Origin of the sequence: Leucobacter sp. NPDC015123, assembly GCF_043080205.1 — a bacterium.
Classification (GTDB): domain Bacteria; phylum Actinomycetota; class Actinomycetes; order Actinomycetales; family Microbacteriaceae; genus Leucobacter; species Leucobacter aridicollis_A.
On record NZ_JBIBVH010000001.1, the window covers coordinates 739451 to 752205 of the forward strand.

At 65.7% G+C, this 12755-nt stretch carries 11 protein-coding genes; 5 read left to right on the forward strand and 6 right to left on the reverse strand.

Annotated elements, in window-relative coordinates; all coding sequences use genetic code 11:
* Window positions 1-30: 30 nt before the first annotated feature.
* The 4 genes from ACF07D_RS03430 to ACF07D_RS03445 form a co-directional block, all read right to left on the reverse strand.
* Window positions 31-984 (reverse strand): 2-hydroxyacid dehydrogenase, encoded by a 954-nt coding sequence (locus tag ACF07D_RS03430; protein WP_391503897.1) that lies wholly within the window; start codon window positions 982-984, stop codon window positions 31-33.
* Window positions 985-1002: 18 nt separating this feature from the next.
* Window positions 1003-2400, reverse strand: coding sequence for an NAD(P)/FAD-dependent oxidoreductase (locus ACF07D_RS03435; protein WP_391503898.1), 1398 nt, complete (start codon window positions 2398-2400; stop codon window positions 1003-1005).
* Window positions 2401-2488: 88 nt separating this feature from the next.
* Window positions 2489-3502: a TRAP transporter substrate-binding protein DctP gene (gene dctP, locus ACF07D_RS03440; protein WP_391503899.1), complete on the reverse strand. Its 1014-nt coding sequence runs from the start codon at window positions 3500-3502 to the stop codon at window positions 2489-2491.
* A gap of 127 nt (window positions 3503-3629) precedes the next feature.
* Window positions 3630-6524: an aminotransferase class III-fold pyridoxal phosphate-dependent enzyme gene (locus ACF07D_RS03445; protein WP_391503900.1), complete on the reverse strand. Its 2895-nt coding sequence runs from the start codon at window positions 6522-6524 to the stop codon at window positions 3630-3632.
* Between the two features lie 108 nt (window positions 6525-6632).
* On the opposite strand from ACF07D_RS03445, the gene ACF07D_RS03450 reads away from it, so the two are divergent.
* The 5 genes from ACF07D_RS03450 (at window position 6633) to ACF07D_RS03470 (ending at window position 11536) form a co-directional block, all read left to right on the forward strand.
* Window positions 6633-7103, forward strand: coding sequence for an Lrp/AsnC family transcriptional regulator (locus ACF07D_RS03450; RefSeq protein WP_119283386.1), 471 nt, complete (start codon window positions 6633-6635; stop codon window positions 7101-7103).
* 121 nt (window positions 7104-7224) lie between these two features.
* Window positions 7225-7827: a TRAP transporter small permease gene (locus ACF07D_RS03455; protein WP_391503901.1), complete on the forward strand. Its 603-nt coding sequence runs from the start codon at window positions 7225-7227 to the stop codon at window positions 7825-7827.
* Window positions 7828-7830: 3 nt separating this feature from the next.
* A complete protein-coding gene (locus tag ACF07D_RS03460) occupies window positions 7831-9108 on the forward strand; it encodes a TRAP transporter large permease (RefSeq protein WP_391503902.1) in 1278 nt (425 codons plus the stop codon).
* A 13-nt stretch (window positions 9109-9121) separates the two neighbouring features.
* Window positions 9122-10078 (forward strand): hydroxyacid dehydrogenase, encoded by a 957-nt coding sequence (locus ACF07D_RS03465; RefSeq protein WP_185986134.1) that lies wholly within the window; start codon window positions 9122-9124, stop codon window positions 10076-10078.
* 12 nt (window positions 10079-10090) lie between these two features.
* The gene (locus tag ACF07D_RS03470; RefSeq protein WP_391503903.1) at window positions 10091-11536 is read left to right on the forward strand and encodes an aldehyde dehydrogenase family protein; all 1446 of its coding nucleotides are present in this window, start codon (window positions 10091-10093) and stop codon (window positions 11534-11536) included.
* Here ACF07D_RS03470 and ACF07D_RS03475 read toward each other — a convergent pair.
* Together ACF07D_RS03475 and rraA are read right to left on the reverse strand one after the other, a co-directional pair.
* A complete protein-coding gene (locus ACF07D_RS03475; protein ID WP_391503904.1) occupies window positions 11533-12258 on the reverse strand; it encodes a lysoplasmalogenase family protein in 726 nt (241 codons plus the stop codon). The genes ACF07D_RS03470 and ACF07D_RS03475 overlap by 4 nt on opposite strands.
* Window positions 12255-12725, reverse strand: coding sequence for a ribonuclease E activity regulator RraA (gene rraA / locus ACF07D_RS03480; protein WP_119283391.1), 471 nt, complete (start codon window positions 12723-12725; stop codon window positions 12255-12257). Before rraA ends, ACF07D_RS03475 begins: the two co-directional genes overlap by 4 nt.
* Window positions 12726-12755 lie beyond the last annotated feature (30 nt).

Sequence of the window (12755 nt, forward strand, 5' to 3'; positions counted from 1 at the left end):
CCCTTCGTTGGAGCGCATGGCCTTGTCTGGCTAGGTCGTTGGGCTGGCCTCGGTGAGGCCAGCGATAGCGTTTTCGATGCCGCGCCGAAGCAGCGCCGCCTCGGCGTCGGCGGTGGCGTAGCCGATATGTGGAGTCGCAAGCACGCGCGGGTGAGCGATGAGTGGCGACCCTGGCGGCGCCGGCTCCTCGACGAAAACGTCAGTCGCGTACCCGCCCAGCCTGCCTGAGTCGAGGGCGTCGAGCACCGCGGCTTCGTCAACGAGCGCCCCGCGGGCGGTGTTGAGAAGCAGGGCCCCCTCGCGCATGGTTGCGAGCTGCTCGGCGCCGATGCAGGCAGTGGTCTCCGGCGTCAGCGAAAGGTGCAGGCTGACGACGTCGCTCTCACTCAGCACCTCAGCGAGCTCGGCGAACCGCGCGGGGCTGGCGACGCGGCCGCTGCGCGTCCACGCGACAACGTCCATCCCAAACGCCGCGCCGAGCTCAGCGACCCGCTGCCCAATACCGCCGTAGCCGACGAGGCCGAGGCGTTTGCCAGACAGCTGCATCCCTGTCGCAGGCAGCCACTCGCCCTCGCGGAGCTCGCGGTTTCGCGCAACCGTGCCGCGGGCGAGCGCAAGCAGCAGCCCGAGTGTGTGCTCCGCGACGGCGTCGTTCGAATAGCCAGACACCGTTCGAACGTCGATTCCGCGAGCCTGGGCGGCGCCAAGATCAAGGTGATCTGCCGCGCCCGTCCCGAGAAACGACACGACGCGAAGCTTGGTCGCTGCCCGCAACGCCTCGTCTGGCAACCGCCAGTTCAAGACGATGCCGTCGGCATCAGCGACGAGCTCCCGCCACGCCGCATCGGTCGCCGGTTGGCCAACGTGCACCCTGAGCTCGACGCCCTGCGGCGCGACCGCCGCAAAGCACGCTCGAAAGGCTGCAGCGTCTGCGTTGCTCTCTGCGTCAGGGACAACGAGCAGCGTGTTTCGTGGAACAGTCATGATGCAATCCTCGCCCAGTCAGCTCCGGCCGGCGATGACGTTTGCGGCTCGCGCGAGAATCGACGTCTTCGCACTCCCCGACCGATCCTCAAGCCTGTCAGCGAGGTTGTACACTCCGTACATGCCGCGAAGCGCAATCCAGCGCAGCGGCTCGGGCTCCCACTTGCGAATCTGCCCGCCGACCCAGGGCATGCGCGTGAGCTGCGTGTCCTCCCTTAGAATCAGGTCGCGCATTGTGCGCCCCGCGAGGTTTGTGCTCGTCACCCCGTCACCGACATAGCCGCCAGCGACAGCCATCCCGCTGGCGCGGTCGAGCGTGACTGTGGCCGACCAGTTCCGCGGGATCCCGAGAATCCCGGTCCATGTGTGCGCGATCGGGTGGTCTTTGAGCATCGGGAAGAGCGTGTGCAGTGCACGGACGAGCGCCTGCTCAGAGGCTGGCAGCGTGCTCCCCCTGTCGTCCCAGCCAGAGCCCCACAGGTAGGGAACGCCAGGGCCGCCGAGCGCGATCCTGTCGTCTGCGGTGCGGTGAATGTAGCTGAAGAAGTGCCCCGCGTCTCGAACCATCACGTTCGTGTCCCAGCCGATCTCGCGATGCTGCTCGGGGGTGAGCGGTTCGGTCACGAGCATGCTCGACAGCTTCGGAAGCCAGTCACGCGAGTGGCCCTTCAACGAGTTTGTGTACCCCTCGGTGCCGCGCACGACGTACTCGGCAGACACCCTGTTGCCGCGTTCGGTGAGTGCCGTGTGCGGCACAATCTCGGAGACTGCGGTGTGTTCGTAGATGCGCACGCCCATCCGCTCGACGGTGTCGGCGAGGCCCGAGGCGAGCAGCGCCGGTTGCACGCGAGCGCAGTGCGGGGACCAGAGGCCACCAACGGCGTTCGAGAGCCTCGCGTGCTCGTTCGCGCCGTCACGGTCGAGCATGACAAGGTCGCCGGGGCCAAACCCCCACTGCGAGCCGCCCTCGTACTCCTCGCGCAGCCGCGCGAGCTGGGCGGGGTTTCGCGCGATTGCGACTTCACCCTCGTGGGCAATGTCGGCCTCGATGCCCTCTCGCGCGGCGACGTCGACGATCTCACCGATCGTCGCGAACAGCTCGCGCTGAAAGTCTCGAACCGCCTGCACTCCGTGCGCCTTCGCGTAGCGGCTGTGCTGCCCGGGGAGCCCGTACGAGATCCAGCCGCCGTTGCGGCTCGACGCCCCAAACCCTGCGACCTCACGCTCGAGGATCGCGATCTCGAGATCCGGCCGAGCCTGCTTCAGGTAGTAGGCGATCCAGAGGTTCGTGTATCCCGCGCCGACGAGTGCGACGTCGACGCTGAGGTCGCGATCGAGTGGAGCTCTCGCGGGCCTGGTTGCGACCTGCGAAAACCAGTACGACACTTCACCATTGATCTCGGCGGTGACACTCATCAAAATCCTGCTTTCTGTTCGGTGCGAATCTCGGATTCGGGCACCGCGAAGGCAGGTTTGGCGGGCACTGCCCGCCAAACCCGACCAATTACATGCCTGCGGCTGAGCGCACGCTGTCGAGCAGCCCCTCGGGGTAGCCGTCGTAGTACGACTTCGTCGTCTCTCGGTACGCCTTGAGGTTCGCTTCGGTGATTGTCACGCCCGCATCTTCGAGCGCCTGGAGCGTGTCGCTCTCGATCGAGGCGTTCTCGGCTGTCGAGTCGACCCCGCCCTGCGCGAACTCCTCAACGAGGATCTGCTGCTGCTCTTCGGTGAGTGCGTCGAACGCTGCGGTACCGATCGCGAAGCCGAGGAAGAGCTGGAAGTGGTGGGTCATGGTGAGCTGGTTCGCAGCCTCTCCCCACTTCTGGTCGAGCATCGAGTTGATGTCGTTCTCTGCAGCGTCGACGACGCCCTGCTGCAGCGCGCTGTAAACCTCCGTGTAGTCGACAGTCGTCGGCACGGCGCCGAGCAGCTCGGTGGTGCGGGTGAACGAATCGATCGGGGGCACTCGGAGCTTCACTCCCCCGAGGTCTGCAGGCTCGGGGTACGCGGCCTTGCCGAGAATGTTGCGGGTGCCGAGGAAGTAGTTCAGCGCGAGCACGCGAACTCCGCCCTCTTCGGCAAGCGCGTCGTTCATCTCCGCGAACACGTCTGACTCGTGGAACGTCTGTGCCTGATCGGTGTTTTCGAACAGGAACGGCCCCGCGAGCACGTCGAGGTTGCTGCTCGGCGCCAGCGCCGAGAGCTCGGCCGCATCGGTGTACCCGATGAGGGGCTCGCCCGATGCAGACTGCTGCAACGTGTCAGCAGACGTGCCGAGCTGGCCGTCTGGGTAGATCTCGAGCTCGAGGGAGCCACCCGACCGCTCCTTCACGCGGTCTGCGACAGCTTCAAGGGTCTTGTGGGTGATGCTCGACGACGATTCGACGTGCGACACCGAAATTGTCGTCGTCGACCCGGCCTCACTTGAGTCACCACCGTCGCCACCTGCCGAGCAACCGGCGAGTGCGAGCCCAACAACAGCGGCGACGCTCGCCGCGAGAATTTTGCGTTTGATCATCTTTGATACCTCCGGTCTGCCTTCACAGATGCGTGCCACGAGAATTCAGTTTCATCATCGAAAGATCTTTTCGATCGGGCACATAATCACCATACAACACTTTTTGAAGTAAATTCATCACAATTCGTCACAACTCTTCCGAATTCACTTCTTCGAGCACACGATCCAGCGCAGCAATGAACACGTCAGCCTGCTCGCGAGTGAGCGTCATCGGCGGCTTCACCTTCAACACGTTCTGCCGCTCAGACGTCGCCTGCATGATGACCCCGTGGCGCAGCAGCAGTTCGCAGACCTCGCGCGTTTCAGCGACCGCTGGCTCGCGGGTCTCGCGGTCTCGCACCAACTCGACACCGAGGTAGAGCCCCGCCCCATGCACCGCACCGATCATCGAGTGTCTGTCGGCAAGGCGCGCAAGCTCGGCGACGAGATGCTCCCCAATCACCCGAGCATTTTCCTGGAGCCCCTCGTCGCGGATGACGTCGAGCACGGCAAGCCCGGCTGCCATGCTTGCCGGTGCGCCCCCAGATGATGAGAAGAACATCCCCTCGTCCCGCAACGCGTCGACGATCTCCCGCTTCGTGATGACCGCGCCAAGCGGGAAGGCGTTTCCTGCGGCCTTCGCGACGGTGATGATGTCGGGCACTGCCCCGGCGAGCTCGGAGCCCCAGAAGTGCGTCCCGAGCCTCCCGTACCCCACCTGCACCTCATCGGCGATTGCGACGCCGCCAACCGCGCGAATCGCGTCGTACGCGCCAGCGAGGTAGCCGGCGGGCGGAATCACTCCGCCCGCGTTCCCAAGCACGGGCTCCGAGATAAACGCTGCCGGGGGCCGCCCCTCGGCGACAAGCTCCGCAAGCCGCTCACGCAGCTCCGCAACGTACTGCTCACCCGACTCAGGACCACGGTATTCGCCTCTGTAGGAGTTCGGGGCGCTCACGATGTCGACCCATTCGGGCCGCGATCCCGCCGCGTTGGGGTTGTCAAACGCAGACGTGCTGACAGCGTCAGACGCCATCGTCCACCCGTGGTACCCCTCGCGCGCCGCCACAACGACCTTGCGTTGCGTGGCGACCTGGGCGAGGCGCAGCGCGAGGTCATTCGCCTCGGAGCCAGAGCTCACGGGGATCACCACGTCGAGTGCGGGATCTGGCGAGTGCTCGAGCAGCCTGGAGGTGAAATCTGCGTAGAGGCCGTAGAGAAACCTCGAGTTCGTGTTCAGCAGGTTGAGCTGTCGCGACACGCTATCTGCAAGCGCCGGATGGGAGTGCCCAATAGCCGTGACGTTATTCACCATGTCGAGGTAGGCGCGACCGCGAGTCTCGATGAGCAGCGCGCCCCAGCCACGCTCGATGCGCGGCGGCTCAAGATAGTAGCGCTCGCTCGCCCCTCCCATCGCCAGGTCGCGGCGCGCTCGTTCGCTTCGAAGCTCGATATCAGGATCAGGTGTTGGCACGACACCAACGAGCAGCGAGGGATCACTCGCCCCATCGCACTCGTACTCGCCGTCGAACTCAACGAACGGGTCGGCCGGCTCGACGCCAGCGAATCGCCTGGTCACTCGGATGGGCGCCCCAGACTCGGCAACCGCGATCGGCGCCCCGGTAAGCACGCTCCCAGCAGGCGCAAGCGCCCGCACGCCCTCAAGGCGAAGCACGACGCCACTGTCGCTCAGCTCGAGCACATCGCCGTCGGCAGTGAGCTCGCCAGCATACGGTGCGACGAGCGTCGCGCCCGGCGCGGTCCACAGCTCGATGCAGCGAGCCCGCGCCGCTGCGGGCACGTCTGCGCGGAGCGATACGCGACTCAGGCGCGCCTGCCCGAACGGGGCCGCGACAGCCTGCGTCGTTTCGAGTGCGCGCTGCGCGAGACGATCTTCGATTCCAGCCTCGAGCCAGGCGCCCCGATCAAGCTCGGCGCTCTCAACCCCCAAATCAAGCAGCTGGGGCTGCGACCCGGCGAGCGGCGCGTACTCGATGTCAGGGCGATGCGGCATGCCTGCAGCGAGTCGCAGCTGCGCGTAGGCTGTCTCATCGTCGATGGCGCAGGCGCGCTCGAATACCTCCCACTCGTGCTCGAGCCGCTCACGCGCGTACTCGTTTCCAGGGTCAACATCGAGCTGGCTCCACCCGCTCACCGCGAGTACCGCCCCGCGGAGCACGATGAGCGGCCACACGACCGAGAGTTCTGTCTCAGTGAGCGTGGCGGCAGTAAGAAAGCCGCGAACCACTCGCCCGGTGTGCGCAATGCTGCCCGTGCGCCCGAGAACGTCGGCGGCAGTCACTGCGAGCTCAGCGACTCGCCACGACATCGCCGCGTCCCCGAGATCGACGACCCACAGCGTGCCGCGAGCATCGCAGAGCACGTTATCGGCAGTAATGTCGCCGTGGATCACCTGGCGAGGCAGCGCGTGCTGGGCGGCGCGCACCGCAGCATCCGCACGGCGCGCGGCGGCGAGGCAGCGCTCACGGCGCTCGAGGGGCAATGCGTCGGCGAGCTGTTCGACAACATCGAGCGCGCGGCCTAGCTCCCATTGAATGTCGCGCTCGGCCGCCGCATCCGCGACCCCCCGCAGGCCAGATACCGAGCGGCCTGCGAGCTCGCCGAGCTGTTCGGCACGGAAACCGCGAAGCTCAGGCTCATCTGCGATAGGCGCCCCATCAACCCACTCGAACGCCCGAGCGACGACGGTCTCGGCTTCTCCGACCTCAGACACGGTCTCGTGTGCGATCCCCGCGCCAGGGATCGGCACAAGCTGCGCCGGGGTCGAGACGCCAGCGGCGGCGAGCGCGCCCCCGACGAGTGCCTGGAACTCGCGGTCGGCTTCTGTCGTGGCAGCGTTATCGAACTTCAGCAGGATATTCCGCTCACCGGCGCCCCTGATCGCGAAGTTTCGGTCTTGCTGGCTGCCGACCTCGACGGCCGTGCCGCTCACCCCGAAGCACTCGTTCGCCACCTTCACCGCGTCGCTTTCGGCCACCACTGGGCGCGCAAAAAGCCAAGTCCGGCTGATACTCTCAGTCATTACAACCCCATTCGATGTCGCGTGGAACACTCAATGCCTCTGAGAAATCACCCTACATCACAAAATTGTCCAGATTAGTCATTTTTCATCACAGCAAGGCGATAGAGCGTGATCGACGTAAACCACGAGCCCAACGACATTGATGACATTGACCGCAAGCTGCTGTCGGCGCTCCAGAAAGATGGCCGGTGTGGTTACGCCGAGCTCGGCGAGCTCGTCGGCCTCACCGCGGGCGGCGCGAGACGCCGCGTCATGCGCCTCGAGGAGCGCGGAATCATCCAGATCGTCGGAGTCACAGACCCGCTCAAGCTCGGCTATCGCAGCATGGCGATGGTCGGCATCGTCGCCCAGGGCGACGTCGAGGAGATCGCGGCAGCCCTGAATGACCTCCAGAACGTCGTGTACGTGGTCATCGCCGCTGGCCAGTACGACATCCTCGCCGAGGTTATCGCGGAAGACCAGGCTGCGATGTTCGAGGCGATCAACCACCAGGTGCGCAACGTGCCAGGCGTACTGCGAATCGAGACTTTTCCGTACTACTCAATTCGCACTCATCGCTTTGGATGGGGAGCACTCTAAGCGCATAGCAATGTGAAATTGTGACGCAAAGTCACAACATGAGTGATTTTTTATCACTAGACTGGATGCCTGACGTATCGGCGTCGCACAGGTGCGACGTGCAGAGTGCAAAGGAGCATCCGTGCAATCACCAGCCGCAAGATCAGCGCCCCGCTGGCTCAGGGGCACCCTCGCAACCGTAGAAGAGTGGGTGCCGGCCGCCCTCATGGGCGTCATGGCAGTTGCGATCACCGCCGATGTCATCATGCGGTACGTGTTCAACCACCCACTCGCCTGGGCAGGCCCGCTCTCCATGTTCTGCATGGTGTGGATGGTGTACCTCGGCTCAGCGGCGGTCTCGCGCCGCGGCGCACACATCTGCCTCGACTTCCTGTCAACCAAACTCGGGCACCGTGGCCGCGCGACTGTCGACCTCTTCGTCGAACTCGTGACCCTCGCAGTGCTCGGCACGATCTGCGTCGCGACAGTCATCTACCTTGAGAAGGCGCGCTTTCTCATCATGCCCGGCCTGGGCTTCTCGAAGAAGTACATCACCGTCGCTGCACTCGTCGGGCTGGTACTCATGGTCATTCACTCGTGCGGGCACGCCGTGCGCGCCATCGCCGGGCTCCGAAACCCAGACTACGAGCGAGTGAACGTTCCCATCGAAGAGGTCGAACTCGATGACTTTGATACGCGATTCGTCAACGTTGTGAGCGACGAGCTCACCGGAAAGCAGGGCTGATTCATGCTGCTTCTCGCGCTCTTTGTCGTACTGCTCGCGCTGCTCGCGCTTCGCGTGCCCGTGTACCTCTCGCTGCTCAGCGTCTCGCTCATCTACGTGTTCGTCGATGGCCGGGCAATGTCACTCGTCGTTCAACGGCTCACGAGCGGCCTCGAGTCCTTCCCGCTCGTTGCGGTTCCCCTCTTCGTCCTCGCCGGAAGCATCATGGCAGGCGGCGGCCTCGCCGAGCGCCTCATGAGCTTTGCTGGCACGCTCGTCGGCCACTTCAAGGGTGGACTCGCGCAAGTCAACGTGCTCAACAGCCTCATGATCGGCGGCATGAGCGGTTCGGCGCAGGCAGACGCCGCGATCGACTCAAAGGTGCTCGTGCCCATCATGCGGCGCGAGGGCTACAGCAACGCGTACGCGTCAGCCCTCACTGCGGCCTCAAGCTCGATCTCCCCGATCCTTCCGCCCTCAATCGGTCTGATCCTCTACGGCGTCCTCGCCGACGTCTCAGTCGGCGCGCTCTTCATGGGCGGCGTGCTTCCCGCGCTGCTCATCGCCGTCGTACTGAGCGTTGCGGTGCGGATCCTCGCAGAACGACTCAGCCACCCCCGCGCCCGCGATACGCGTGCGTCATTTCGCGAGGTCATGCAGGGCTTCCGCGCGTCGTTCTCTGCGCTGCTCATGCCTGTGCTGTTGCTCGTCGGGCTGCGCATGGGCGTGTTCACGCCGACCGAGCTCAGCGCGGTCGCGGTCATCTACGCGCTGCTCGTCTCGATGTTCGTCTACAAGCAGATGACGTGGCGCGACATCCCGAAGGTGCTCAAGGACGCCGCGCTCACGAGCGCGATGCTCATGCTGATCATCGCCGCAGCGGCGGTATTCAGCATCGTCGTTGCCTACGAACGCGTTCCGCAGCAGCTCGGAGACCTGCTCGGCGTCGTCGGCGAGAACCCGATCCTGTTCCTGCTGCTCGTCAACGTCATCCTGCTGCTGCTCGGCGCCGTCATCGACGCGATGAGCCTCATGATCATCATGACCCCGATGCTCGCGCCGCTCGCCGTAGGTCTCGGCATTGATCCCGTGCAGTTTGGCGTGATGGTTGTGCTCAACGTCACGATCGGCTCGATCACCCCGCCCGTCGGCAGCACGCTCTTCACGGTGAGCGCGATCACTGGCGCAAAGATCGGCGAGATCACCCGCGCGTTCATGCCGTTCTTCCTCGCACTCATCATCGTGCTGCTGCTTGTGAGCTACGTGCCAGCGGTCACCACGTTCCTTCCCAGCGTTCTCTAACCCGGAGCTCACAGTGCCAATCATCACCCTGCTCGAATCAATCCATCCGGCCGGCGTCGAGATCCTCAGACAGTCGGCGACTGTTCGGGAGCTCTCCGGCCCCGACGACCCGCGACTGCCCGAGGCGCTCGCCGACTCAGATGCGATCATCGTTCGCAGCACCCCGATCACCGCCGCGACCCTCAATCAGGGCATGCGTCTCCGTGTCATCGGCCGTCACGGTGCTGGCATCGACAACATCGATGGCACGCTCGCTGCCGAGCGCGGCATCCGCATCGTGAATACCCCACGAAGCAACACCGAGTCAGTCGGCGAGTACACGATCGCCGCGCTCATGCACCTCTTCAAGCGATTCAGCGAAGTGGAGTCGGCGCTCCGCGGCGGCAAGTTCACCGCGGCAGCTGGCTCACTCCCCGGCCAGGTCGACAGGCTTGGGCTGATTGGCCGTGAGCTCTCAGGAGCCCATCTCGGGCTTGTTGGCGCCGGTGCGATCGGTCAGTCCGTCGCTCGGCGGGCGCTGGCGCTCGGGATGCGCGTGTCTGCGGTCGATCCCTACGCCGACCCGGATGCGCTCGAGCGGGCCGGAATCACCCCAGTGGCCGACCTCGCCTCGCTGCTTCCGACTGTCGACGCGCTCAGCCTGCACGTTCCCGGCGATCCTGCCCGCGGCCCGCTCATCGGCGAACGCGAGTTCGGAATGTTGCGACCCAACGCCGTGCTTATCAATGCCGCCCGCGGCGGACTTGTCGACGAGGATGCGCTTGCTCGCGCACTCACCGGCGGAACACTCGCGGGTGCCGCAGTCGACGTCTTCTCGCCCGAGCCGCCAGACGTTGCCTCGCCGCTGTTTGGCGCGCCAAACCTGCTGCTCACCCCGCACATGGCCGCGATGACCGCCGAAGCGCTCGAGCGCATGGCAGTTGATGTCGCACGATTCACGCTTGAGGCGCTCGGCGCCGAAACCACGTAAGGAGACCGACAGGTGTCGACCCATCCAATCTTCATCGACGGCGCCTGGGTGCCAGGCGCAGACGTGACCCTCAACGAGAACCCGAGCGACCTCGATGCGCCGCTCGGTGAGTACGGCATGGCCTCTCTCGCGCAGACCGACGACGCGATCGCCGCCGCCGCGGCGGCGGCTGTGACGTGGGGAAGGTCGCCCGCAGCCGAACGGGCCACCCTCCTCGAGGGCGTCGCTGCGCGGCTGCTCGCGCGCCGCGACGAACTCGGCGAGCAGCTCGCGCGCGAGGAGGGCAAGACGCGCGCCGAGGGCATTGGCGAGGTCACTCGGGCGGCGCAAACGTTCTCCTACTACGCGAACCACCTCTTCACGCCCCAGGGCGAGGTGCTTGCATCGCGCAGACAAGACACCTCGATCCACACACGCCGCAAACCGCTCGGTGTCGTCGGCATCATCGCCCCGTGGAACTTCCCGCTCGCCGTGCCGAGCTGGAAGATCGCCCCTGCCCTCGCGGCGGGAAACACTGTGGTGTTCAAGCCAGCAGAGGCAGTGCCTGCATCGGCTGCATCGCTCGCAGAGATCATCGCCGATGCGGGCGCGCCAGCGGGCGTGTTCAACCTCGTCACCGGTCGCGGCAGTATCGTCGGCGAGCGGTTCGCGACCCACCCCGACGTAGCCGCAGTGAGCTTCACGGGTTCGACACGGGTCGGCAGGCATCTCCTCGCGACCGCGCATGCAACGGGGTCGAAGCGTGTGCAGGCTGAGATGGGAGGCAAGAACCCGCTCGTCGTCGCGGCAGACGCAGACCTCGACCTCGCCGTTCGAGTCGCGATCGACTCGTGCTTTGGCGCGACGGGCCAGCGGTGCACCGCAAGCAGCCGCCTCATCGTCGACAGCGCAGTCCACGACGACTTCGTGCGCCGAATGACCGCGGCAACCGCCGCGATCCGCGTCGGCCACGCCCTCGATCCGGCGACAACGATGGGGCCTGTCGCCACACACGCGCAACTCGAAACGGATCTCGCGGCGATCACCCTCGGACAGCGCGAGGGCGCAGAGCTGCTGACTGGTGGCGCGCTCCTCGAGCGCAGCACCCGCGGGTACTATCTCGAGCCGACACTCTTCGCGGGCGGGCAGAGCTCGATGCGGCTCAACCAAGACGAGATATTCGGCCCGGTCGCGTGCATTATTGAAGCTGACGGCATCGAGCATGCAATCGAGATCGCGAACGACGTGCCCTACGGCCTCTCCGCCGGCATCGTGACAACCGGACTGGCGACGAGCGAACGGTTTCAGGCCGAGGTTCGGGCCGGCCTTGTCTCAGTCAACGCCTCACCCGCGGTGTCAGAGCTCCACGCGCCGTTCGGCGGGGTCGGCGCGTCGAGTTACGGCCCGCGAGAGCAGGGAACTCGTGCGTTCGACTTCTACACGACAACGAGCTCGCACTTCGTGTCGTTCGGGGCCTAGTTCGCTCTCGTCGCGAGCGCCCGCACCACGCCGTACGCGATGAGCCCCTGGCCGAGCGTGTAGGTGAGCATCACCGCACCGCTCGTCCAGTCGGGCATCGCGTCTGGGGTGAAGATGCGAAACGACAGGATCGCGTCAGACGCGAGAAACCAGAAGCCGCCCCACGCGATCAGGCCGCCGCAGCGTGCAGCGAAAGCGGCTGTCGCGACGAGGAGCGCACCGTAGAACAGCACGGGAACCGTGAGGTCGCCCGTGTGCGGCACGAGCAGCGACACGAGGAGGGCGTATGCGGCGACGTAGCCGAGCGCCCACTTCGGGAACCCGCCGCGGGCGAGGCCGCGCCCGCGCCACATGAGCAGCACGTAAAAAACGTGCGCGATACCGAAGCAGGCGAGCATCATCGGCACCTCGTCCGCGAACATCGGGAAGAACGCCGAGGAGCCGTCGCCGAGCCACGAGAACAGCACGCCAAGCAGCAAGAGCGAGAGCGCCTTGCCGGGCCACGGCCGGACGCCGGCCGATGCCCACAGGATGGCGACTGCCAAAAGCGGCATGAGCAACAGCTTTGTCGGGCCCGCGAGCGGGTTCCCGATGAAGACAAATGCGACGTGGACGATCGAGATCGCGGCGTACGGCACGAACGGCAGCAGGAGCTGAGTGGGCCCAGCAGTCGCCTCAGGCAGCTCGGGGCTTTTCAGCCCGCCGCGCGACGGGTCGGTCACTTCTCGACGAGGATGCCGTCTGCGTCGCACCACACCATCGCGCCGGGAGTGAACGTCACGCCGCCAAACGTCACGGGCACGTCGGTCTCGCCGCTTCCGGTCTTCGTTGACTTCGCCGGGTTCGAGCCAAGCGCCTTCACGCCGAGCGGCAGCGTGCCGATTGCGACACGGTCGCGGATCGCGCCGTGCACGATGATGCCTGCCCAGCCATTGTCTGCGCCGAGTCCCGCGATGATGTCGCCGACGAGCGCGGTCTCGAGCGAGCCCTCGCCGTCGATGACGAGCACGGCGCCGTCGCCTGGCGTCGAGAGCACGCTCTTCAAGCGCGCGTTGTCTTGGAAGCACTTCACCGTGCGCACGGTGCCGCTGAAGCTGGTGTCACCGCCGCAGTCCTGAAACTGCAGCGACACTGACTGGAGCTCGTCGCCCCGCTCGTCGAAGAGATCTGCGGTGCTGATGGTGTCCATCTCGATGGGCCTCATTCCTTGTTCGAGAAC